The sequence below is a fragment of the Streptosporangium sp. 'caverna' genome (genome assembly GCF_003203775.1).
Classification (GTDB): domain Bacteria; phylum Actinomycetota; class Actinomycetes; order Streptosporangiales; family Streptosporangiaceae; genus Streptosporangium; species Streptosporangium subroseum.
The window spans coordinates 2,225,619-2,249,220 of the sequence record NZ_CP029711.1; the positions used below are offsets into that span (position 1 = coordinate 2,225,619).

Sequence of the window (23,602 nt, forward strand, 5' to 3'; positions counted from 1 at the left end):
CACACCCCCTCCGGTGAACACTGCCGAAACATGAGGAAATGTCCGGAAACGTCCGGGAAACCCTATTGACTTGCCCCGGTGACCGAATAATATTCCCCTCAGCGTTCGGCGATGCCGAACCATTATCCAAGAACTTGCGAGGAAATCCGTGCCCCGACAGGACTACGTCGCCTCCATCGACCAAGGCACCACGTCGAGCCGATGCATCGTGTTCGACCGGGACGGCAGCATCATCTCCGTCGCCCAGCGCGAGCACCGGCAGATCTACCCGAAGCCCGGCTGGGTGGAGCACGACGCAGAGGAGATCTGGCAGGTCGTCAGCGGCGTGCTGGACGAGGCGATCGGCGGCGCCGGCATCGACAGCGGCCAGATCGCCGCGCTCGGCATCACCAACCAGCGGGAGACCGCGGTGCTGTGGGACCGGGCCACCGGCCGCCCGGTCTGCCCCGCCATCGTCTGGCAGGACACCCGCACCGACGCGCTGGTCCGCTCCCTCGCCGCGCACGAGCAGCTGTTCCGTGACCGCACCGGGCTGCCGCTCGCCACGTACTTCTCCGGGCCGAAAGTACGCTGGCTGCTGGACGGCACACCGGGGCTGCGTGAGCGGGCCGAGCGTGGCGAGGTGCTGTTCGGCACCGTGGACAGCTGGCTCATCTGGAAGCTCACCGGCCGGCACGTCACCGACGTGACCAACGCCAGCCGCACCCTGATGATGAACATCCACACCCTGGACTGGGACGACGAACTGCTCGACGTGCTGGCCGTGCCCCGCGCGATGCTGCCGCAGATCCGCCCCTCGTCCGAGGTGTACGGCCGCACGGCCGCCGGCATCCCGGTCGCCGCCGCGCTCGGCGACCAGCAGGCCGCGCTGTTCGGCCAGGCGTGCTTCGCGCCCGGCGAGGTCAAGTCCACCTACGGCTCGGGCAGCTTCCTGCTGATGAACACCGGCCGCGAGCCGATCGCCTCCAAGCACGGCCTGCTCACCACGGTCGGGTACCAGATCGGCGACACCCCCGCGGTGTACGCGCTGGAGGGCGCGATCGCGGTCACCGGATCGCTGGTGCAGTGGCTGCGCGACAACCTCGGCCTCATCTCCACCGCCGCCGAGATCGAGACGCTCGCCCGCACCGTGGACGACAACGGCGGCTGCTACTTCGTGCCCGCCTTCTCCGGCCTGTTCGCCCCGCACTGGCGGTCCGACGCCCGCGGCGTCATCGCCGGGCTCACCGCGTTCGTCAACAAGGGCCACATCGCGCGGGCCGTGCTGGAGGCCACCGCGTTCCAGACCCGCGAGGTGGTCGACGCGATGAACGCCGATGCCGGCCTGGCGCTCACCTCGCTGCGCGCCGACGGCGGCATGACCGCCGACCACCTGCTCATGCAGACCCTCGCCGACGTGCTCGCGGTCTCGGTGGTACGGCCGATGGTGGCCGAGACCACCGCGCTCGGCGCCGCCTACGCCGCGGGCCTGGCCATCGGCTACTGGCCGGACACCGACAGCCTGCGCGCCAACTGGCACAAGGCCGCCGAATGGCAGCCGCGCATAGGCCCGGAGGTGCGCGAGCGCGAGTACCGCAACTGGAAGAAGGCGGTCGCCCGCACCCTCGACTGGGTCGAGAACTGACCCCCCCGTCCGTACCGGCGACGGTGCATCAGCTCTCCGCCGGCCCACTCGGCGACCTCCGTACGAAGGGGACACATCCATGACCATCGCCACCCGCGACCTGCGCGCCGCGACCCGTGAGGAGCTGTCCGGCACCGGCTACGACCTGCTCGTCATCGGCGGCGGCATCCTCGGCATCGCGGTCACCTGGATGGCCTGCCAGGCCGGGTTGCGGGCGGCCATGGTGGACGCCGGCGACTTCGCCGGAGCCACTTCCAGCGCCTCCTCCAAGCTCGTGCACGGCGGCCTGCGGTACCTGCAGAACGGCAACCTCAAGCTGGTCGCCGAGAACCACCGGGAGCGCCGAGCGCTCGCCGCCGACGTCGCGCCGCACCTGGTGAAGCCGCTGCAGTTCGTGGTGCCGATCTACCGCGGCGGCCCGCACGGCGCGGCCAAGCTGGGCGCCGGGGTGTTCCTGTACTCGGCGCTGTCGGCGTTCGGCGACGGCCCCGGGCGGCTGATCACGCCGCGCCAGGCCGTGGCGAAGGTGCCCGCGCTGCGCACCGACGGGTTGCGCGCCGCCGCCGTCTACGGCGACCACCAGATGAACGACAGCCGCGTCGCGGTGATGACGGTGCGCGCCGCGGTGGACGCCGGCGCCGTGGTGCTCAACCACGCCGAGGTCACTGGCCTGCGCACCCGCTCCGGCCAGGTCTGCGGCGCCGAGCTGCGCGACCGCCTCGACGGCAGCGAGTTCGGCGTCGAGGCCCGGCTGGTGCTGAACGCCACCGGCCCCTGGGTGGACCGGCTGCGCCGGATGGAGGACCCCGGGGCCGCGCCCAGCGTGCGGCTGTCCAAGGGCGCGCACCTGGTGCTGCGCCGCGACGAGCCGTGGAAGGCGGCGCTCACCACGCCGATCGACCGGCACCGGGTCGCGTTCGCCATCCCGTGGGAGGACCACCTGCTGCTCGGCACCACCGACGAGGCGTACGAGGGCGACCCCGCCGAGGTGCGCGCCACCGACGCCGACATCGACCAGATCCTCGCCGAGGCCGGACTGTCGGTGCGCACGGACCGGCTGCGCCGCGAGGACATCACCTACGCCTTCGCCGGGCTGCGGGTGCTGCCCGGCGGCCCCGGCGACGTCGCCGCGGCGCGCCGGGAGACCGTGGTCACCCGCGGCCGTGGCGGCATGCTCTCGGTCGCCGGCGGCAAGTGGACCACGTACCGGCACATCGGCCGGCACGTGCTGAACACGCTGTCCCGGCTGCCCGGCCGGCCGCTCGGCGACGACCTGGCCGACATCCTGCCCGCGGTGCCGCTACCCGGGCTGGCCAGCCCGGACGCGGTGGCCATGCGGCTGTGGACCGACCGCGAGCCCGGCGCCCGGATGGATCCGCTGGTCGCCCGGCACTTGGCCACCCACTACGGCACCATCGCCTTCGACCTGGCCCGGCTCATCCGCGAGGACCCGGCGCTCGGTGAGCGCATCCACCCCGGCGGGCCGGACATCTGGGCCCAGGCCGTCTACGCCCGTGACCACGAGTGGGCGGCCACCGTCGACGACGTCGTGCGCCGCCGCACCACCCTGACCGTCCGCGGCCTGGACACCCCCCAGATCCGCGAGCGCATCTCCGCCCTGCTCACCTCGGCCTGACCCCGCCTCTCACTCCCCGGTAACCCCCCATACAAGTAGGTACCACCATGAAGCCCCTTTTGCGCCGCAATGGATTCTGGCTCGCCCTGTCCCTCGTGCTGTGCCTGCTCTCCGGCCTCGGCGCCTCGTTCGTGCAGACGGCCGGCGGCAGCGTCACCATCAAGGACATGCGCTGGGAGACCCGCTCGGGCCACCTGCTGAGCGCGCTGCTGTTCAAACCCGACTCCGCCACCGCCGAGCGCAAGGCCCCCGCGGTCGTCGTCAGCCACGGCTGGTACAACACCCGCGAGATGCAGGACCTCAATTTCGTCGAACTCGCCCGGCGCGGCTACGTCGTGGTGTCCATCGACATGTACGGCCACGGCAACTCCGACTACCTGCCCGAGGACACCGAGGCCGTCGGCGGCACCGGCATGTACGACGCCGTGCGGCTCGTCGCGGACCTGCCGTACGTGGACGCGAGCAAGATCGGCGTCAGCGGCCACTCCTTCGGCGCCCGCGCGGTGAACTTCTCCGTCGCCGAGGACAACGCGGCCCCTGCGCCGCTCATCGCCGCGGCGCTGCTCGTCGACAACGACCCGACCTACCGCGACCCCACGACCAAGCAGTACGCGAACATCTACGGCACCCGCGACGTCGGCCTCATCCAGGCCCAGTACGACGAGTTCTTCTTCCGCAGCCGCGACGCCGACGGCAACGTCGTCACCGTGCCGCGGGACTACCCCTCGACCCCCAACGCGCAGTCGTTCCTGCACTTCGGCGCCGACCCCGCGCAGGCCACCGACAAGCGCGTGGCCGGCCAGGTGTACGACCAGAACGGCGCGATGCGCGTGCTGTACAGCCTGAACCAGACCCACCCGTGGGGTCACACCTCGGCCACCGCCGCCGACCGCCAGATCCAGTTCTTCCAGCAGGCCCTCGGCGCGCCGAACCCCATCGCGGCCGGCTCCCAGGTGTGGCAGTTCAAGGTGGCCTTCAACACCCTCGGCCTGATCGGGTTCGGTATCTTCCTCGTCGCGTTCGCCCGGGCGCTGCTCGGCACCCGCGCCTTCGCCGGGCTGCGGAACACCGCCGTGGCCGAGGTCGTGCCGACCACCCGTAAGGGACTCACCTGGTTCTGGGGCGGCCTCGTCGTCGCCGCCGTCGTGTCCGCCTTCAGCTACGTCTGGCTGAGCCAGCGCGTCGACGACTTCGCCCCGGCCGGGTTGCCGCAGGAGGCGCCGTACTTCATCGGGCTGTGGGCCGCGGTGAACGGCGTCGTCGGGCTGATCATCATGGCGCTCGCGTACCGGCTGTTCGGCCGCGGTAACGGGCAGGACCTGCGGGCGCTCGGCGTGCTGCCGGGCTGGCGGGCGTTCTTCCACGGCATCGGGCTGGCGCTGACCGTGGTGGTGGCCGCGTTCGCGATCGTGTTCGTCGTCGACTACTTCTTCACCACCGACTTCCGGCTCTGGGTGGTCGCGGTGAAGACGTTCACCCCGGACAAGATCGGCATCGCGCTGCTGTACCTGCCGCTGTTCCTGATCTACTTCTTCGCGAACTCGCTGGCGATCAACAGCTTCAACCGGTTCACGCTGCGCGGCAAGGAGGGGTTGAACACCGCGGTACTGGCGCTGTTCAACGCGCTCGCGCCGCTCGTGCTGGTGATCGCCCAGTACGGCACGTTCTTCGCGACCGGCGACCTGATCGACGGGTTCGGCGGCATCTACAGCATCTGGTTGTTCCCGGTCGTGGTGATCCTGGCGGTCGCAGCGGTGGTGTCCCGCAAGATCTACCGGGCGACCGGCAACCCGTACATCGGCGGCTTCATCAACGCCGCCGTGGTGGTCCTCATCTCGGTCACCAACACCCTGACGATGGCGTAAGCGTTCTCGACGCCGTCAAGTGAGCGGCGGCCGCCCGGGTTTCCGGGAGGCCGCCGCTCCGTCATTCCAGGCCCGGCGGAGGTCGGCGTCACGTGTCGGGCCGCAGCAGGGGACGCACGCTGTCTGCGCACGCCCAGGCTCTCGGCCCTGGCCCGCTTGGAGCCGCCTTCTCCCTTCCTTTCCCGTGTGTGTCAAGCCCGGATCTGGCGGGTGATGGAGGGGTCGGTGATGGCGGTGTCGTTCGCCAGCAGGAAGGCCTTGCTGAGGATGAGCGCCAACCGGCCGTCCTCCTCGAAGGGAAGGAACAGCCCGGCATGAGGATCGCGTCCGGAGACGATGCACAGGTAGGCGTCGTTGGGTTCCATCAGGATGTTCGCCGATCCCAGATGAATCTTGTAGGTGCGTAGATCGCCCCGGACCACCAGGAAGCGGTCGGTCAACGTGCACCGGTCGGCGATGGCCGTACGGCCGATCAGGCGCGACAGCGCGTCGCGTCGCACTTCGGCGGAGGACGTCAGCGCGGCGAACGAGCCGGTCCGCCAGTAGTCCTGCATCTGGTCCGGTCCCTGGTCGGCCCACTGGGGGTCGGTCATGATCGAGGTGACAGCCACGAAAAGGTCGACGTCCCGCATGGCCTCGCTGAAGACCAGCGCCGGGACCTCCCTCAACGGCGCCTCGTGCCAGGTGCCCCCGGCCAGCCTGTGGAAGCGGATCTCGTCGGTGAGCGCGTAGCCCTCCTCGTACAGACCGTGGCTCAGTGTCGCCCGCCACTGCCCGCCCGCCAGTACTCGCTGAGCCGCCCCGTCGTTGTGGCCGCCATCCCAAGACCCCAGGTAGTGGGACTTCCAGCCGCGGTCTTTAAGCAGCGCGCGTAGTTTGCGGTAGTCCACCACGTGCCTGGCGAACCGGTTGGAGTAGGTCCCGGTCGTCTCCTCGGCGGGGGTGAGCAGGTAGACCTCGCGGAAGGCCTGCTTGAACGGCTGACGCAGCTCCTTGCCCTCCACGACCTCCCGCCAGGCGCGCACCTCCTCCACGGACGCGCGCGCCGGATGCCACAGCCGCACCGGCACGTCCGGCACGCTCAACCCCAGTTCGGCCCGCCATACTCCGGGCGCGACCTCGAACTCCCAGAGCAGCCGGTCGGTGATCGCGTGACCTTCAAGCTGCCGGTACGGCGGAGTCGGCTCACCGGTGTATCCGGCCTCCAGCGCTCTGGCCAGGGTGGCCTGTTGCTGCGCGGTCTGCTTGGCCAGCTCGCGCAGCCGCTTGACCTCATCGGGGTGCTCCCGTTTGACCGCCGCCGGGACCGCCTTCAGCTTCTTGTCGCCGTGCCACCATGACAGCTCGACCTTGCCGTCGGTTGAGATCACCGCCGTGTGCTCGCCGACGGCCTGGCGCAGCCGCCCGTCGGGTAGCCGGAACGCCACCTCCAGCCGGTTGGCCAGGGCGGGCTCGATGCGCTTGAACTTGCGGTCCAGTTCCTTGGGCACCCCCGCGTGCCGGGTGATCCGGCGAGCGGTGCGCAGCGCGGTGATCGCCTCGGGGGTCGGGTAGTCCTCCGCCGCGCGGGCAATCTCGAACAACAGTGCCTGGGAGGGCAGGGTCTTGGCCGGGGTGGGAGCCACCGCGATCCCGCGTACCAGATTGTCCAGCAGCTCGGGCAGCCAGGGCTCGTCCCGGAAGAGCGCCAGCCGGACGGCCCGGCCGAGGGTCGTCTTCTCGCTGACCTCGAACGCCTTCTCCGCGCTGTAGGGAATCTCTCCGGCGTGGATCGCCGCGACGCGGGCCTCGGCCGCCTTCAGAGCCGTCCGGGCGAAGTCCGGGTAGCCGGGCTGGCCACCAAGCCACTCGATCACGCCGAGCAGCGGGGCGACATGGTCTGGCCGTGGCCGTACCGCCTCGGCGAACAGCGCCCGCCGCTCCACGTCCCAGCCGAGAAGCACGTCCATCTCGGCTACCGCGATCGGCCCGCACCCCTCGGCGAGCCGGGCGCTCACTTCGGCGTCCATGCCCGCCAGTCCCGCCGCCACCAGCAGCACGAAGGGGGATGCGTACAGTCTTTCTCCGTCCGGCATCAGGAATCCGACCAGCTCGCGGGCCGCCACGGCCAGCCGCTGCTCGTCGACCACGTACGGTGCGAATATCAAGCCGCCGTCGACGGTCCGGATCGCCGCGCCCAGCCCGGCGCTCAGCTGGGAGGCCTCGGGCCAGTAGGCGGGGTCATCCGCGGTCCCGGTGATCAGATTGTGCAGGCGCTGCGCGAGGGGGGAGAGGTTCATTCCGATGGTTCCTGTCAGGGGTGGATCTGGCGGGTGATGAACGGGTCGGTGACGGCTGCCGAACCGTCACCGCATCCAGGCCGATGCGGTGATCGGCCCAATCGCCTCGCGAAGGTCTCTGCGAGGCGATTGCCGCGTGGCTGGTTCGAGTTCGTCGATCAGATGGCATGGCTCCGGTTCTGGTCAGATGAACGGGCCGACGAGGCCGGCGAACTCCTCCGGGCCGACGATCCGCACGCCCAGGCTCTCGGCCTTGGCCCGCTTGGAGCCCGCTTTCTCCCCGGCCACCAGCAGCGACGTCTTCGCCGAGACGCTGGAGGAGGATCTGCCTCCGGCGCGCTCGATCAGCTCGTTCATCTGGTTGCGGGTCAGCGCCTCCAACGCCCCGCTCATCGCGCCGGTGACCACGACGGACATCCCGGCCAGCGGTCCCTTGGACGTGTCGCTCGCCTCCGCGTCGGGGTCGGCCTTGGCCTCGGCGTCAGGAGCGGCGGGGGGCGTCCAGTTCGGGTGGGTCATGTTGACCCCGGCCCTGATCAGCTTGTCGATGAGATCGCTGAGTCCGACCAGCTCCGTCACCACCACCGGCGCCTTCCCCGAGCCGAGGCCCGGCACCGCCTCGATCGCCTCGGCGTCGGCGGCGCGGATGGCGTCCATGCTGCCTTCTCTGAACCAAGGGATGATCATGAGCTTCAGCTGGTGCGCTCTCATTTAAGTCGCGGAAGTGCCGGTCCAGCACTCTATCGACCGTTGCGAAGGCGTCAAGAACGCCGTCTTGACTGGCGACCTCGGCGACCGGGGCCAGGACACGGTCGCCGAGGTCGCCCGGTGCGGTCTGAAGCCGACACCGCGGATCGCCGACCCGGCGTTCGCCGGTTCGCGTACGGCCCGCAACCGGTAGACGTCGTGCGGGCCGTAGCCGCGATGCCTTGAGGGCGAGTTCGCGTTGTAGCTCGACTTGCTTGGCGTACTGACCCTCATTGCTCCAGGACCAGAAGGACCATGGGTATAGCTGGATGCGGGGCTTGGTCATATCGTCCATTTCTGATGGCGCGCCCATCGGCATCGGTCCAGCAAGCGAGCCTTGGAACTGCTGACGTCCAGGGCCGGTGTGGCCATCGACCCGTTACCGCGTCCGGGCCGATGGCCACCACCGGCCCGATCGCCTCGCGTAGGCCTCTACGAGGAGATTGCCACACGGCTAATTCGAGCTCGCCGATCGGATGAGACGACTCCGGTCCTGGTCAGATGAACGGGCCGACGAGGCCGGCGAACTCCTCCGGGCCGACGATGGAAGGTGCGCTGGCGGGCCCGCGCGGTCTCGGCCACCGCCGCCTCCGCCTGGTCAAACTGGCAGTCCTTCACCATCGGCCTGCCCAAGCCCACCGCCACCGGCCTGACCGTCACCCCGTCGAAGGTGGTGGACGGCGTGACGGTGACCACCACGCTCACCCCCACGCTGAAGGCCACCCTCACCCACCCGACCGGTCAAGCACTGCGCGCCGAGGCCGAGATCGAGCACGACCCGGCCGCACCCACCGAACAGGGCACCGGCCAGATCTGGACCGGCAGCGCCGACAACGTCCCGGCCGGCACCCAGGCGAGCATCGCCATCCCGGCCGACACGCTGGCCGACGGGTGGAAGGTGCGCTGGCGCCTGCGCGCGGTCACCGAGCAGGCATCCTCGCCCTAGTCGGACTGGCAGCAGGTCACCATTGACGTCACCCAGCCCGGCGAAGAACCCCTGGCCCAGACCGCCGGACCGGTGATCCGCACCGACCAGAGCTTCACCGCCGCCGCCTGGCTGCGCTGGAGCGACAAGGACGGCGACTACACCGTCGCCGAGCAGAGGGGCACCCACCAGGCGCCCTTCCGGCTCGGCAACACCCCCGACCGCGGCCTGGTGTTCACCCTCACCAGCGCCGACACCGCCGACGCCACCGTCCAGGGCGTGCAGTCCGACGTCGAAGCACCGGTCGGCGAGTGGTTCCACCTGGCAGGCGTCTACGACGCGGAAGCCAAGACCGCTTCGCTGTACCTCAACGGTGTCCAAATCGGCACCGCCCCGGTTGGCTTTCCCGCCTGGAACGCCGCCACCGTCATGACACTGGGCACCAACATTCTCGGTGACCTCGACGAAACATGGGTCTACCAGCGGCCCTTGAGCGCCGCTGATGTCACGGGCATGATCGCTTCGGCCACGGCCACGGCCACGCTTGCGGCTGCACCCACGGTTCAGAAGAAAGCCGGGCCGATCCCGGCTGCGACTCAAGCCGGGGGATTCGATTATCAGCACCCTAAGCTGGAGAACTGCATAGCCAGCCCCGGCGAAACTGGCTATGCCGAATATGACGCCCGCATCCAGGAGCGTCCCTACTCCTCGTGCTGGTCTGCCTACCTCTACATCCAGCATTATGTAGAAGAAGAAGACGACAACGGTAACAGGATAAAGAAGCGGGCGTTTAAGCTGGGCTCGGTTTGGGCGGCGCTGGCAAAGAGCGTGGCAGATGCCGCGATCGCGGTCCAGAACGACGACACTCTCCGATTCCGCGCCACCTGGGTGGCTCACAGCTATCTGGGCAACGAAACCGGGACCGGAGTTGTGAACGGCGGGGTAACCGGCGTAAAACCGCACGACATGAAGATGTTCACCCGTCTCGACGAATTCGCTATCGTCGACAAGGACGGGCGCGTCAAGGTTCCCGGAAATAAGCTGAGGGGCCTTTACCTGGATATGCTTGTCGAAGCCGACGCGAAGGACGAGGGCGACTGTGACACCGGTGACCCAGGGGGGCCCCGGGATGTCTCGGGGTGGGTCACCAATTCGGACGAGAATTTTCTGATCCAAGCCGAAGGCTCTCCCACGCACAATACGATATGCTCATTCATCCCCCAGATCAGCCTGCATGCCAATGGCCCTGGTAATTTTATGAACATCCCGCTGTACAGCCAGAAAGTATTCGATGAGCGCGGCAAGCTTATCGGCATACTCCGTAAAGGCAGTGACCCGGGCGAGAATAAACGCTGGGTGCCCAACTTCCGGTGCGACTGGAGGATTTTTGGCGACAACGATCCGGACGTCGCGGATCGCAAGTATGCCTGTGTCAACACGCGAGCCAAGCAAGTATTCGTCATGTCCGAGAGCAGAGATACAGATTGGCCGGAGGTCACCAGGCACATCAGAGCCGCGCTGAACGCCGATAACAAGGGAACCTTCCCTCCACTCAGGCCAGGCCATGATTGGACGAAGCCGTCATACCCGCCCACACGCAAGATTCTAGGCAACGAGCAGAACAAAGCAATACCCGGAAATTGGGGTGCCCCCGGAGCGAACAACCCGGCAGGCGCGCCGCTGACTCGAGGCCCAGAGGTTGTAACTAGCGCCGAGAACCGGTTGCATTTCCAGCGGATCGATCTGCATATGGATCAGGGAGCTATCGAGGAGAATCACTGGCTACTCGCCAACGTCAATAAACCCTATAATATAAACACGTGCAAGTACTATGAGCGATCGAAGTACCCAAATCCGGACAAGCCCCTAGTATTGCCTTACAGAAGGGACCTGAGCTGCGACGAATACCCATTCGCCAACTCAATGGAAGGAGCCAAAAGAGCTAAGGGAAACTATTCTCTGCGCGTAGTAGATACTACACAAAACAGGCTGCACGGAACCCAAATCTGGAAGTTCTTTGCGGACTTCCGCGTGGGAGAAGGAAACAAGTTCTGGGTGCTCACCGAGGACTAAGTTAGGAAGCGTTTAAAAAGTGCTACCCGTCGTGAGCGCGGATCCAGATTGAATGCATCGCAAGGCGGAGGAGAAGCTCGTAGCGGAGTTACGGGCGACGACAATGCGGCGAGGCGCCATCTGAATGCGCGCACAGCGGAGCATGGACTTTTTAAACACTCCTAGATGCCAACCGTTGCGATCGGCGGGGTGGGGATTGTATAATCCGATTCCCACCCTGCTCGCCTCTTAAAAAATGAGCTGAACTGAATGGGGCTCTCTACGTGAAAATTTTCCCTACCGAAGGACAGAAAGATCTTCTGGTTGAGAATAGGCTTTATGATTCGTTCTTTGCGACATGGGTCAGCATCGAAGGCATCAATGCCGTGGCCATGCGCCTCGAAGTCGCACCAGAAGCAAAAACGATATGCGATTTACAGACCGCTGTGCGCTTATGTGATCCTAGCCCCGGGACGCAATGGTTCTGGATAGCCCAACATGCGCCTGGATGGTCCCATATTCTTACTCTGAGCGGGGCAGGTCCATGCCCAGACACTCTTAGTCTCAATCGCCAGCGTGTTTTCGAGCTCGCATATATCGGAGGAATCGAGGAAATCTATCCTCTAGCCTATACCTACGACGGTAAATCCGATGCTGACTTCTTCGACGTTCTCGAATATGCCCCATATTGGGAGGATTTCGATTCTTCTCACCATATCCCGGTAGAAGAAGAGCTCGAGCAGCAACTGATCATTATGGGTAGAATCACTGGACGGTTCTACGACCGGGAATTTTTCTCCTCACAGGGGCTGCTGTGCAAGATGCCCTAGTGTTCTGATTCGTTAACTCACGCTTCCATCGCGCGCGCTTGAAAAGGTGGCCGTTCATATCGGAAAGGTGTCTCCGACCTGCAGTTCCGGGCCACCTCGCACGCGCCCCTGCTCGACACGGCATATACGGAACCCTTTTCATCCTCTGGCAGACGTCTGCCGGTGACAGCATGATCGCGAGTTCGGCGTTCGTCTGAAGACGTAGAACTGAGTGCCATAGGCGATGGGCGCTTAAACCGTCTAATTGATTGAGGTCTGATGTACTCCGGCTGAGGAGACCCCAGGGCTGGACCAGACCCTAACCAATAGTGAAAACGTCTTGACCGTGCGCCTCGTCGACTTCTCCGGCCAGGTTCAAGTGCCGACCGGGGCCAGCAATCAGAGGTCGAGGGTGATTATCCATCTATAACGAGTTTATGAGGAGCCGCTGACGGCGCCCGGACAGTAGCTGCGCAGCCACGCGTAGCCACTGTCGTTTGGGCCCAGAAAGGTACGATCATAAAAAGGCGGATATTTGGGCGGCGAAGTTGTCGGGGGTGACAATGTGTACGCCGAGAGTTTCAGCCTTAGCTCGCTTGGACCCCGCGTTCTCCCCGGCCACCAGCAGCGACGTCTTCGCTGAGACGCTGGAGGAGGATCTGCCTCCGGCGCGTTCGATCAGCTCGTTCATCTGGTTGCGGGTGAGCGCCTCCAACGCCCCGCTCATCGCGCCGGTGACCACGACGGACATCCCGGCCAGCGGTCCCTTGGACGTGTCGCTCGCCTCCGCGTCGGGGTCGGCCTTGGCCTCGGCGTCAGGAGCGGCGGGGGGCGTCCAGTTCGGGTGGGTCATGTTGACCCCGGCCCTGATCAGCTTGTCGATGAGATCGCTGAGTCCGACCAGCTCCGTCACCACCACCGGCGCCTTCCCCGAGCCGAGGCCCGGCACCGCCTCGATCGCCTCGGCGTCGGCGGCGCGGATGGCGTCCATGCTGCCGAAGTGCTTGGCGATGCGGCGGCTCATGGCGCGGCCGGTGCCGCGTACGCCCAGCGCGCAGAACACTCTGCTGAGCGGTTGTGCCTTGGCCCGTTCGATGGCGGCTAGCAGGTTGTCGGTGCTGGTCTCGCCCATCCGCTCCAGGCCCAGCACCTGCTCGCGGGTCAGGAAGAACAGGTCGGCGAAGTCGGCGATCAGCCCGGCGTCCAGCATCTGCCGGATGCGTTTCTCGGCCAGGCCCTCGATGTCGAGCTGGTCGCGGCCGGCGGCGTAGCCGATGGAGGCGATCACCCGGCAGGCGCGCCCGCGCACGCATCGCCACCGCTCCTGGGAGGCGTCGATCGCATCGCCGCACAGCGGGCAGACCTGCGGGATCGGGATCGGCTCCTCCTTGCCGGTGCGCAGGTGCACGACCGGGGCCTCGACCCGGGGGATCACGTCGCCGGCCTTGTAGACGACCACGGAATCGCCGAGCATCAGGCCCCGGCGTCCTATGTCGGAGGCGTTGTGCAAGGTGGCGTAGGTGATGGTGCTGCCGTCGATCTCGACCGGCTCCAGCACGGCGCGCGGGGCGATGATGCCGCTGCGGCCGACGTTCCACTCGACGCCGAGCAGTTTGGTGATCTTTTCGGTGGCGGGCAGCTTGTAGGCGATCGCCCAGCGGGGGGCGCGCGAGCTGAAGCCGGCCTGCGCCTGGTCGGCGGCGAGGTCACACTTGATCACGATGCCGTCGATGCCGAAGGCCAGCTCGGCGCGTTTGGCGGCGATCTGCTCGATGCGCTCCTGGACCTGCTCCAGGGTGGTGGCGACGATCCCGCCGACGTCGGTGACGGCGGTGGTCTGCACGCCCTGGCCGGCGACCCATGCCATGACCTCGCTGTGTGGCAGCTCGCGCAGCCGCGCGGCCTGCTCGGAGGCGTCGTCGGGGGCGGGCAGCGCGCCGTAGCCGAAGAACGTCAGCTCGCACACGTACGGCCGGTCCTGGGCGCGCAGCGTGCCGGCGGCGGCGCTGCGCGGGTTGGCGAACGTGGTGCCGTCGTGCGCCTGGCGCTTGGCGCACGCGGCCTCGAACTGCGAGGTGGTCATCATCACCTCGCCGCGCAACTCCACCGTGACCGGCTCGGCCAGCCTGGCGGGCAGTCCCACGATGGTGCCGATCGCGTGACTCACGTCCTCGCCCTTGGTGCCGTCGCCCCGGGTGACCAGCTGCGCCAGCCGCCCGTCGCGATAGCGTGCGGCGATCGCCAGCCCGTCGAGCTTCGGCTCCACGCTCCACGCGGTCACCGGACGGCCCAGCCTGCGCTCCAGTGACGCGGCCCAGTCGACCAGTTTCTCCGCGCTGAAGACGTTGTCCAGGCTCAGCATCGGCACCGTGTGCGGCACGTCGCCGACCACCGCGCCACCGGCCACCTTGCCCGTCGGCGAGGACGGCAGCACCTGCTCGGGATGCTCGGCCTCATACGCCTGGATGCCCCGGACCAACCGGTCGTAGGCGTCGTCGTCCAGCGTGGAGGTGCCGTCTCCGTAATAGGCGGCGGCGGCGTCCAGAGCGAGCTGAACGGCTTCGGTATAGGCGCTCTGATCAGCAAGGAGAGCGCTGGGGGGTGCGTCGGTCATGATCCCATCATCGCGTTCGCCACCGACAATTTCCGGCCCGCAGAACGCGACCCCGAGCCGGAGCATCCCTCCTGAGCGCGGCCGCCGACGAGGACCACGCCGGGTGGTCCGTCGCGCCGGCCCATCGCCAGAGTCCGGTTGGCGATGACATCAATCTTGAGACGAACAGTCTGTGTTCGACGGGGGTACGGCGCCAGCGCGTTGGTGCCTTCGAGAAGATCACTGGCTGCCGGGCCGGGATTTTCCTCGGCTACGCCACATCCTTCGGACGTGCTGGAATGCGACCTTCTGAGGCGCTTTCTCTGCGCTTCCTCGAACCTTATAGATTGTCAAGATCATAGTCATCAATCTTTAGTGAGTGATGTCAGGCTGCGCGATTAACCCGGACCCGCATACGGGCTCCCGTGTGAATCGACAGAAGTCGCTGCTTTATCGGGGAGACAGTTGTGTTCGTGGCCCGTTTCCGCACCACCGACGTTTCTCATGAACTGCGCTTCGCGGCCTGGCATGAGATGACGTCCAAAGCACTCATCAGCACCGCCGTGACCAGCGACAGCGTGGACGACTTCGCCGCCACGGTCAGTGTGCTCGATCTCGGTGCCGTACAGATCTCCACCGTGGCCTATCCACCGTTGCGGGCGACGCGCACCGCCCGTCTGATCCGGGGGTCCGATCCCGACCTCTACTACGTGACGATGCCGTTGCGCGGAAAGCTCGGCGTCAGCCACGTCGATCGGGAAGCCGACGTCGACAGCGGTCATTTCGTGGTGATCGACACCTCGCGGCCGGGTGTGGTCGCCAACCAGGAGCCGGTGGAGCACCTCATCGTCCAGGTTCCCCGATCGGAACTGCCGAAGTCGCGGGCGCTGAGCGCCGTTGTGGCGCGGCCCCTTCCCATCGGCAAGGGCATGGGCTCGCTCATGGTGAACGTCGCCCGGCAGCTGATGCACTCCGCCGAGGAATACCGCCCGGCCGACGGAAAGCGGCTCACGACCGTGGTCATCGACCTCGTCGCGTCCACGCTGGCCGGTCATCTGGACGAGGACGACACCACCCGGGATGCCGGGCAACGACTGCTGAAGCCGAGAATCCTCGACTTCATCGAGAAACGGCTTTCGGACCCGGCGCTGTCGCCGCCGGCCGTCGCCGCGGCGCACAACATCTCCGTGCGCTACCTCCACCTGTTGTTCCGGGACCAGGGGCTGACCGTCGCCGGGTGGATCCGCGAGCGCCGCCTCGATCGATGCCGCCGTGACCTGCGCGACGCGGAACTCTCCGGGCGCCCGGTGCACGCGATCGGCGCGCACTGGGGGTTTCCGGACGCGACGGCGTTCAGCCGGGCGTTCAAGCAGACGTTCGGTGTCCCGCCCGGTGACTACCGCCGCCAGCACGCCGAGTCTTAGGAGTGCGCCGACGGTCAAGGGCTCTACGCGCAGCGTCAATGGGACCGGCACCTCGGAGATCCATCATCTTCATAACATCCGAATTGCGCTGATCGGAGTGGGCCATTCGAGAGTGTGAGCCCCGGCCGAAAGGCCCGAGACCGCTGCCGAATGAGGGTCTCGAGCTTTCGGTCTCCATCAAATAGCGCAGCACAGTACATCAGAGCGCGGAAGGGAATAAGAATGACTCGTCGCAAAATTGCCGCGGCATTACTCGCGGCCGGGACAATTCTCGGCACGACCGTGGCGGTCGCGCCGCCGGCCAACGCCATGGCGTGCGAGCAGCAGATCGGTCTCACCTCCTGGAGCGGAAACGTCATCACCGGCTACGGCAGCCTGACCGGCTGCCCCAGCGCGTCGACCGCCGGCCTCTGGATCCAGCGGTGGAGCGGCTGGCGCTGGGAGGAGGTCGCGGGCCCGGTAACCGCACACCAGGGCTACGACACCTTCATCAGATTCAACTGCGCCGGTTGGGGAACGCAGACCTGGCGCACACTCATCAACGGGGTGACGGTCGGCGGTGTTCTTAAGGTCAAGGGGTCCAACGAGATTCGATTCCACTGCGGCTGATCGGCTCCTGCCCAACTTCGGCGCCAGCCGGTCCTGGTTCAGCGGGTTATGAGCTGACCTGGTCGAGAACCAGACATAGTCTCGATTCTTCATAAGTGGGCTTTGGCCGCTACGCGGCCAAAGCCCACTTTGTTTTTCTGCGGGTGGCCGTGTTGGCGGCCCGACCGTCGCGTCGGGTGGCGGGTTCCACGGGCCTGGGTGGTCTCCTTCCGGGGGTGTCGGGACGGGGTGGTGCTGACCTCAGGCGCTCTGCCACACACCACCCCCACCAGGGCACAGGGGAACCGAACACCATCACATGCCTTACGTACCTGCGGCTCAAGCATGCGGCTGACCAGGGAAAAGGTTTGACGGCTACAGATAATCGCCAGCCAGTCGAGCTTCGGCTCCACGCTTCGCGCGGTCACCGACCGGCTCGGCCTGTGCTCCAGAGACGCGGCCCAGACGGGGGCCCATCGTGCGGTGGCCCCTCATAGGTCGGCACCAGACCGGTTGACGTTTTACGATCGTTTCCTCATGAGATTTCGAAACTTTCGGCAACGGCTGATAGCAGCATAGTCACAGGTCAATGGCTATGACCGTGCCCCTCGTCGCGGGTATCTGGCGCGCGATGTGGATGCTCGGATTTACCATTTTGATCATCTAAACTTCCGAATGTTTCTGAAACTATTGACGACATCTGTTCGTAACACCTAGCGTGGCAGCGATCGAGTTCATGGCCTGAGCGCAGGCCGCCGGCGAGGGCGGAGTGCCTGGTCCTGCGGCTGCGGCGACGGCGGTCGGGGACGGATGGGTCGGATGAGAGCCGCGCTGCTGAAACATTTCGGTACACCCCTTGTCATCAGCGACGTCGGGCTCGACGAGCCACACGCGGAAGAGGTCCTCGTCCGGGTCGAGGCGGCCGGTGTCTGTCACAGCGACCAGCACTATCTCACCGGGGATCTGCGGTGCCCGCTGCCGGTCGTCCCCGGGCACGAGGGCGCCGGTGTGGTCGAGGCCGTCGGGCCGGGCGTCACCCGGTTCTCGCCCGGGGACCGTGTCGGCCTGATGTGGCGGCCCCGATGCGGGCAGTGCCGCTACTGCCTCGTCGGGCGGCCCGCGCTGTGCGAGGCGGCCGGCATCCAGGCGAGCTCGGGCGGCCTTCTCGACGGGACCACGCGCCTGCACTCCGGCGGGGAACGGGTCCATCACCTGCTCGGCGTCTCCTGCTTCGCCGAATACTGCGTCGTCTCCGAGCGCGCCCTGGTGCCCGTACCGGCGGAGGTGCCGGCCGAGATCGCCGCGATCTCCGGGTGCGCCGTCGTCACCGGCGTCGGCGCCGTGCTGAACGTCGTGGGCAGGTGCGCGGGCGACGGCATCGTGATCTTCGGCGCGGGCGGCGTCGGGCTGTCGAGCGTCCTTGGAGCGGTCCTCGAAGGCGCGAATCCGATCGTCGTCGTCGACGTCGTGCCCGAGCGCCTGGAGATGGCGGCGAAACTGGGCGCCACGCACACCGTCGACGCGTCCGGGGAAGACGTCGCCGAGGCCCTCCGGGCGATCCGTCCCGGCGGCATGGAGTGGGCGATCGAGGCGATCGGCCGCCCCGCCACGCTGGAGACGGCGATCGACGTGCTCCGCCCGGGCGGAACGCTCGTGGCGGTCGGCCTCGGCGCGGTCGGCACGACGTTCGAAGTGCCCCTCAACGTGCTCGTGCAGCGCGAGAAGCGAGTGGTCGGCAGCCTGTACGGCTCGGCCAACCCGCTCATCGACCTGCCCAGGCTGTTCGACCTCTATCTCGCCGGACGCCTTCCGCTGGACGCGCTCATCGGCCGGCGGTATCCGCTGGATCACATCAACGAGGCCTTCGACGACCTGACCCACGGTTCGGTCGGCCGGGGCATCGTCCTGCCCTGGGAGTCGCAGTGACCGCCACACAAATCATCCTGCTCCGGGAGTCGCAGTGACCGTCACACAGGACGAGCATCGCTACGCCGTCTATCCGAGCCTGCGCGACCGGGTCGCCTTCGTCAGCGGCGGTTCGACCGGTCTGGGCGCGGAGTTCGTCTCCGCGCTGGCCGCGCAGGGCGTCCGGGTCGGCTTCGCCGACATCGACGCAGCGGGCGCGGAGCGGCTGCTCGACCGGCTCAGCCGTACGGACTGCCCGAAACCGCTGTTCGTCGAGGCCGACGTCCGCGACATCGCCCGGCTGCGGGCGGCGATCGCGGAGGTGGCGGACGGGCTCGGGCCCATCTCGATCCTCGTGAACAACGCCGCCAACGACGAGCGCCACGACTCGCAGGCGGTGGACGAGGCCTACTGGGACAACGCGATCGCGGTGAACCTGAAGCACCACTTCTTCGCGACCCAGGCGGTGGTGCCCGGCATGCGCGCGCTCGGCGGAGGCTCGGTCATCAACCTGGGCTCGGTCAGCGCGCACACCGACTTCGTCGGCCTGCCCGCGTACGTGACGGCCAAAGCCGGCATCGAGGGCCTCACCCGTACGCTGGCCCGCGAGCTCGGCCCGGATCGAATCCGGGTCAACTGCCTCATACCAGGCTGGATTTTCACCGAGCGGCAGCTCGCGCAGTTCGTCACACCCGAGACGCTGGCGAAACTCGACCAGGTCCAGTCGCTGAAGGACAACATCACGCCGGCCGACGTGGCGCGGATGGTGTTGTGGCTGGCGGCCGACGACAGCGCCATGTGCACCGGCCAGAAGTGGATCGTCGACGGGGGATGGATGTGAACGACATGACAGGACCTGAACGGCGCAGCGCGCACTGGTTCGCCGCCGAGGGGCGTTCCGGCATGCTGTACCGGTCCTGGATGCGCAACCAGGGGTTCGGGCCGGAGGTCTTCGACGGCCGTCCCGTCATCGGCATCGCGAGCACCTGGTCGGAGCTCGCGCCGTGCAACTCGCATCTGGACCGGGTGGCGGACGCGGTCAAGCGCGGCGTCTGGCAGGCCGGCGGGTTCCCGCTGGTGTTCCCCGTCCCGGCCACCGGCGAGACGCTGATGCGCCCGACGGCGATGCTGTATCGCAACATGCTCGCCATGGCGGCCGAGGAACTCATCCGGGCCAACCCGCTGGACGGCGTGGTCCTGCTGTCCGGTTGCGACAAGACCACGCCGGGGCTGCTCATGGGCGCGGCCAGCGTCGACCTCCCGGCCGTGATGGTGACCGGCGGGCCGATGCTCAACGGCAAGTTCCAGGGCCGCGACGTCGGTTCGGGCACCCACGTGTGGAAGTTCGAGGCCGAGATCAAGGCCGGACGGATGACCGTGGAGGAGGGCTACGCCGCAGAGGGCTGCATGGCACGTTCGAACGGGCACTGCATGACGATGGGCACCGCCTCGACGATGGCCTGCGTGGCCGAGGCGCTCGGCATGCAGCTTCCCGGGTCGGCGACCTGGCCCGCCGTCGACATGCGCCGCATGGAGGTCGCGCAGGAGGCCGGGCGGCGGATCGTGGACATGGTCGAGCAGGACCTGCGCCCGAGCACGATCCTCACCCGGGAGGCGTTCGAGAACGCGATCAGGACCAACGCCGCCATCGGCGGGTCCACCAACGCGATCATTCACCTGACCGCGCTGGCGGGACGGCTCGGCGTCGACCTGCCCCTCGACGACTTCGACACTCTCGTGCGGGACGTGCCGACCATCGTCGACCTCATGCCGTCCGGCCGGTTCCTGATGGAGGACTTCTGCTACGCGGGCGGCCTGCCGGTCGTCATGCGCCAGCTCGACGAGGCGGGCCTGCTCCACTCCGAGGCCGTCACGGTCACCGGCCGCGCCGTCGGGGAGAACGTCGCGGGCGCGGAATGCTGGAACACCGAGGTGATCCGCCCGATGGCCGAGCCGCTGCTGCCGTCCGGTACCGGCACCGCGATCCTGCGCGGCAATCTCTGCCCGAACGGCGCTGTCATCAAGCAGTCGGCCGCGTCGCCGTCCCTGATGCACCACGAGGGCAGGGCGCTGGTGTTCGACTCGCCCGAGGCCTACCACGCGGTGTGCGACGACGAGGATCTCGACGTCACACCGGACGACGTGCTGGTCATCCGGGGCGCCGGGCCGAAGGGGTACCCGGGCATGCCCGAGGTGGCCAACGTGCCGCTGCCCACGAAGCTCCTGCGCGAGGGTGTCAGCGACATGGTGCGCATCAGCGACGGGCGGATGAGCGGCACCGGATTCGGTACGGTCGTGCTGCACGTCTCGCCCGAGGCGGCCGTCGGCGGCCCGCTGGCTCTGGTCCGCACCGGTGACCGCATCGAGCTCGACGTGCCGGCCAGGCGGTTGACGTTGCACGTGGACGACGAGGAGCTTGCCCGGCGGCGCGCCGAGTGGAGCCCGCCCGCCACGGACGAGGCGGGCGGATACCGGTGGCTGTACCGCGAGCACGTCCTGCAGGCCGAAGGCGGCGTGGACTTCGGGTTCCTGCGGGGCAGCCGCGGAAGCGAGGTCCCGCGCGAGTCGCACTGACGTCCGCGGACGGCGCCGAGCCGGAACTCACCGCCAACACATCGGCATTCAGCACCAGGGAGCGACCGTGAACATCGTCAGATACCGCATGCGAGATTCCGCGGAGCCGCGGGTGGGCCTGTACGACGACGACGGCGTCGCCGAACTCACGGGCGTGCGGTCACTCGCCGAACTCTGGGCCTCGCCGCTCGCCGACCTGCGGGAGCGGCTGACCGGCGGCTCGCTCGGAGCCCGGGTGCCCCTCGGGGAGGTCGATCTCCTCGCGCCGGTCGACGGCACGACCGAGGTGTGGGCGGCGGGCGTCACGTACGAGACGTCGCGTGAGGCGAGAGTCGAGGAGAGCGAGCGCGCCGCGACCGTCTACGAGCTGGTCTACGACGCCGAGCGGCCGGAGCTGTTCTTCAAGTCGGTCCCGTGGCGGGTCGTCGGCCCGGACGGCAGCCTGGGCGTCCGCGCCGACTCGGTGGTGGACGTGCCGGAGCCCGAGCTGGCGCTGGTGGTGAACCGCTTCGGGGAGATCGTCGGCTACACGGTGTGCAACGACGTGTCCTCACGCAGCATCGAAGGGGAGAACCCCCTCTACCTGCCCCAGGCCAAGATCTATTTCGGCGCCTGTGGTCTCGGCCCCTGGATCAGGCCGGCCTGGGAGATCGAGGATCCGTACGACCTCAAGATCGAGATGACGATCGACAGGGAGGGCAGGCGGGAGTGGAGCGGCGAGGCGAGCACCGCGAGGCTGCGCCGGCGCCTCGACGAGCTGGTGTCGTACCTGATGCGCGGTGACGTCCATCCGGACGGGGTCATCCTGTCGACCGGCACGTGCCTCGTGCCTCCGGCGCCGTTCACGCTCACGGACGGCGACACCGTCGAGATCGGCATCGAGGGCGTCGGAGTGTTGCGCAACACGGTCGTGCGGGGGGCCCCGCACGGCGAGAAGCCATCCGAGGGGGATCGGTCATGATCGAGAACGTCCACGGTTTCGCCAGTGCCGATCCGAGGACGGGGCGTGACGTCGAGCGGGTCGGCGCCGAGACGTCACCCGCCGATCTCGACGACCTCTGCGCGCGAGCGGCCGTGGCCGCGCGGGAGCTCGCCGGGCTGGGGCGCGCGGGACGCGCCCGGCTGCTCCGATCGATGGCGCGCTCGCTTGAGGAACGCCGGGCCGACCTGGTCGCGGTGGCCGACCGTGAGACCGCCCTGGGAGAGCAGCGGCTCAACGGCGAGCTGACCAGGACGTGCTACCAGCTCGAGTTGTTCGCCGACGTGGCGGAGGACGGCGCCTATCTTGAGGCGACCATCGACCACGCGGGGGAGACCCCGATGGGACCACGGCCGGACCTGCGCCGGATGCTGGTCCCGCTCGGACCCGTCGCGGTGTTCGGGGCGAGCAACTTCCCGTTCGCCTTCTCCGTACCCGGTGGCGACACCGCCTCGGCCCTGAGCGCGGGCTGCCCGGTCATCGCCAAGGTGCACGAGGCGCACCCGGCGACGTCGGTGCTCAGCCACGAGGCGCTCGCCGCGGGCGCCAGGGCGGCCGGTGTCACCCCGGACGTGATCACCCTGGTCTGGGGGCGAGAGGCGGGCGTCGGCCTGGTCAGGCATCCGGCCGTCCAGGCCGTCGGGTTCACCGGCTCCCTCGGCGCCGGGCGCACGTTGTTCGACGTCGCGTCGTCCCGGCCGTCGCCGATCCCCTTCTACGGCGAGCTGGGCGCGCTCAACACGCTCGTCGTGTGCCCCGAGGCCGCCGCGTCGCGCGGCGAGGAGATCGCCGCGGGGCTCGCGGCCTCCTTCACGCTCGGTGTCGGGCAGTTCTGTACGAAGCCGGGCATGGCACTGCTTCCCGCCGGCGCGCACGGCGAGGCGATCCGCCGCTCGCTGGCGGAGCACGTCGGCGCCCTGCCCGCCGGCTTCATGCTCAGCGAGCGGACGGCCGACGCCTACCGCCGCGGCGCGGAGACCCTGCGCGGCATGGACGGCGTCCGGGTGCTCGCCGGCGGCGAGGAGACCGGCGAGGGCGGCGGCTGGACCGGCACGCCGCTGCTGCTGCACGCGGACGCCGGCGCCGTGACGGGCGCGCTGCTCGAGGAGTGCTTCGGGCCGGTCCTGGTGGCCGTCGAGTACACCTCCGAGGATCATCTTCTCCGGCTCCTCGAGACCTTCGGCCCGGCTCTCACCGGGACGGTCCACGCGGACGCGGCGGACGGCGATCTGTCGGCCCGGCTTCTCGCGCAGCTGTCCGGCACGGTCGGACGTGTCGTGTGGAACGGCTTCCCGACCGGTGTGGCGGTGGCCTGGGGCATGCACCACGGCGGGCCGTACCCGGCTACCACCAGCGTGCTGCACACCAGCGTCGGCACCACGGCGATCCGCCGCTGGCTGCGCCCGATCAGCCTGCAGAACGTTCCGCAGGAACTGCTGCCGGACGAGCTTCGCGATGCCCCGGCCGCCTCCGCGGGACTCATCCGCCGTGTCGACGGCGTCCTCACCCACAGCGAATAACGTCACAGCGAACAACGTCACGGCGAACAACGTCACGGCGAACAACGTCACAGCGAACAACGTCACAGCGAACAACGTCACA

General features: G+C 68.0%; 17 protein-coding genes. 14 read left to right on the plus strand and 3 right to left on the minus strand.

What is annotated here, in order from left to right:
* Positions 1-148: 148 nt before the first annotated feature.
* The 3 genes from glpK to DKM19_RS09890 all read left to right on the plus strand — a co-directional run bounded on the left by glpK (position 149) and on the right by DKM19_RS09890 (position 5,125).
* Positions 149-1,624, plus strand: coding sequence for a glycerol kinase GlpK (gene glpK / locus DKM19_RS09880; protein ID WP_110695435.1), 1,476 nt, complete (start codon positions 149-151; stop codon positions 1,622-1,624).
* 79 nt (positions 1,625-1,703) lie between these two features.
* Positions 1,704-3,260 carry a glycerol-3-phosphate dehydrogenase/oxidase gene (locus DKM19_RS09885; RefSeq protein WP_110695436.1) on the plus strand — a complete coding sequence of 519 codons (1,557 nt, stop codon included), beginning with the start codon at positions 1,704-1,706 and terminating at the stop codon, positions 3,258-3,260.
* 47 nt (positions 3,261-3,307) lie between these two features.
* Complete coding sequence (locus DKM19_RS09890) at positions 3,308-5,125, plus strand: S9 family peptidase (protein ID WP_204358730.1); 1,818 nt, start codon at positions 3,308-3,310, stop codon at positions 5,123-5,125.
* A 191-nt stretch (positions 5,126-5,316) separates the two neighbouring features.
* On the opposite strand, the gene DKM19_RS09895 is transcribed toward DKM19_RS09890, so the two are convergent.
* Positions 5,317-7,404: a DUF4132 domain-containing protein gene (locus DKM19_RS09895; protein ID WP_110695437.1), complete on the minus strand. Its 2,088-nt coding sequence runs from the start codon at positions 7,402-7,404 to the stop codon at positions 5,317-5,319.
* 183 nt (positions 7,405-7,587) lie between these two features.
* Positions 7,588-8,061 carry a BRCT domain-containing protein gene (locus tag DKM19_RS09900; RefSeq protein WP_239514177.1) on the minus strand — a complete coding sequence of 158 codons (474 nt, stop codon included), beginning with the start codon at positions 8,059-8,061 and terminating at the stop codon, positions 7,588-7,590.
* Between the two features lie 118 nt (positions 8,062-8,179).
* Between DKM19_RS09900 and DKM19_RS52485 the strand changes: the two genes are divergently transcribed.
* From DKM19_RS52485 to DKM19_RS49360, 4 genes are all read left to right on the plus strand, one after another.
* The gene (locus tag DKM19_RS52485) at positions 8,180-8,305 is read left to right on the plus strand and encodes a hypothetical protein (RefSeq protein WP_255415511.1); all 126 of its coding nucleotides are present in this window, start codon (positions 8,180-8,182) and stop codon (positions 8,303-8,305) included.
* 396 nt (positions 8,306-8,701) lie between these two features.
* Positions 8,702-9,097 carry a hypothetical protein gene (locus tag DKM19_RS09905; RefSeq protein ID WP_110695438.1) on the plus strand — a complete coding sequence of 132 codons (396 nt, stop codon included), beginning with the start codon at positions 8,702-8,704 and terminating at the stop codon, positions 9,095-9,097.
* 72 nt (positions 9,098-9,169) lie between these two features.
* Positions 9,170-11,149, plus strand: a complete 1,980-nt coding sequence (locus tag DKM19_RS09910) for a LamG-like jellyroll fold domain-containing protein (RefSeq protein WP_110695439.1) — start codon at positions 9,170-9,172, stop codon at positions 11,147-11,149.
* Positions 11,150-11,412: 263 nt separating this feature from the next.
* Positions 11,413-11,958, plus strand: a complete 546-nt coding sequence (locus tag DKM19_RS49360; RefSeq protein WP_162641389.1) for a hypothetical protein — start codon at positions 11,413-11,415, stop codon at positions 11,956-11,958.
* Between the two features lie 496 nt (positions 11,959-12,454).
* On the opposite strand, the gene ligA is transcribed toward DKM19_RS49360, so the two are convergent.
* Positions 12,455-14,551: an NAD-dependent DNA ligase LigA gene (ligA, locus tag DKM19_RS09915; protein WP_110705607.1), complete on the minus strand. Its 2,097-nt coding sequence runs from the start codon at positions 14,549-14,551 to the stop codon at positions 12,455-12,457.
* 446 nt (positions 14,552-14,997) lie between these two features.
* Here ligA and DKM19_RS09920 point away from each other — a divergent pair, with 446 nt between their 5' ends.
* The 7 genes from DKM19_RS09920 (at position 14,998) to DKM19_RS09950 (ending at position 23,520) form a co-directional block, all read left to right on the plus strand.
* A complete protein-coding gene (locus DKM19_RS09920; RefSeq protein ID WP_110695440.1) occupies positions 14,998-15,954 on the plus strand; it encodes a helix-turn-helix domain-containing protein in 957 nt (318 codons plus the stop codon).
* Between the two features lie 222 nt (positions 15,955-16,176).
* Entirely contained in the window at positions 16,177-16,563 is a 387-nt protein-coding gene (locus tag DKM19_RS09925; protein WP_162641390.1) for a hypothetical protein, read from the plus strand.
* Between the two features lie 798 nt (positions 16,564-17,361).
* The gene (locus DKM19_RS09930; RefSeq protein ID WP_204358731.1) at positions 17,362-18,468 is read left to right on the plus strand and encodes an alcohol dehydrogenase catalytic domain-containing protein; all 1,107 of its coding nucleotides are present in this window, start codon (positions 17,362-17,364) and stop codon (positions 18,466-18,468) included.
* A 34-nt stretch (positions 18,469-18,502) separates the two neighbouring features.
* Entirely contained in the window at positions 18,503-19,288 is a 786-nt protein-coding gene (locus DKM19_RS09935) for an SDR family NAD(P)-dependent oxidoreductase (protein WP_110695442.1), read from the plus strand.
* Between the two features lie 5 nt (positions 19,289-19,293).
* Positions 19,294-21,021: an IlvD/Edd family dehydratase gene (locus DKM19_RS09940; protein ID WP_110705609.1), complete on the plus strand. Its 1,728-nt coding sequence runs from the start codon at positions 19,294-19,296 to the stop codon at positions 21,019-21,021.
* A gap of 67 nt (positions 21,022-21,088) precedes the next feature.
* Positions 21,089-21,982 (plus strand): fumarylacetoacetate hydrolase family protein, encoded by an 894-nt coding sequence (locus DKM19_RS09945; protein WP_239514178.1) that lies wholly within the window; start codon positions 21,089-21,091, stop codon positions 21,980-21,982.
* Entirely contained in the window at positions 21,979-23,520 is a 1,542-nt protein-coding gene (locus tag DKM19_RS09950) for an aldehyde dehydrogenase (NADP(+)) (protein ID WP_110695443.1), read from the plus strand. The genes DKM19_RS09945 and DKM19_RS09950 overlap by 4 nt, the downstream gene beginning before the upstream one ends.
* The last annotated feature ends 82 nt before the right edge of the window (positions 23,521-23,602 follow it).

Excerpts from the sequence above, each read along its gene's own strand:
- DKM19_RS09885 (WP_110695436.1), top strand. The coding sequence starts at position 1,704 with ATGACCATCGCCACCCGCGACCTGCGCGCCGCGACCCGTGAGGAGCTG.
- DKM19_RS09890 (WP_204358730.1), top strand. The coding sequence starts at position 3,308 with ATGAAGCCCCTTTTGCGCCGCAATGGATTCTGGCTCGCCCTGTCCCTC.
- DKM19_RS09895 (WP_110695437.1), bottom strand. The coding sequence starts at position 7,404 with ATGAACCTCTCCCCCCTCGCGCAGCGCCTGCACAATCTGATCACCGGG.
- DKM19_RS09900 (WP_239514177.1), bottom strand. The coding sequence starts at position 8,061 with ATGGACGCCATCCGCGCCGCCGACGCCGAGGCGATCGAGGCGGTGCCG.
- ligA (WP_110705607.1), bottom strand. The coding sequence starts at position 14,551 with ATGACCGACGCACCCCCCAGCGCTCTCCTTGCTGATCAGAGCGCCTAT.
- DKM19_RS09925 (WP_162641390.1), top strand. The coding sequence starts at position 16,177 with ATGACTCGTCGCAAAATTGCCGCGGCATTACTCGCGGCCGGGACAATT.
- DKM19_RS09930 (WP_204358731.1), top strand. The coding sequence starts at position 17,362 with ATGAGAGCCGCGCTGCTGAAACATTTCGGTACACCCCTTGTCATCAGC.
- DKM19_RS09940 (WP_110705609.1), top strand. The coding sequence starts at position 19,294 with ATGACAGGACCTGAACGGCGCAGCGCGCACTGGTTCGCCGCCGAGGGG.
- DKM19_RS09950 (WP_110695443.1), top strand. The coding sequence starts at position 21,979 with ATGATCGAGAACGTCCACGGTTTCGCCAGTGCCGATCCGAGGACGGGG.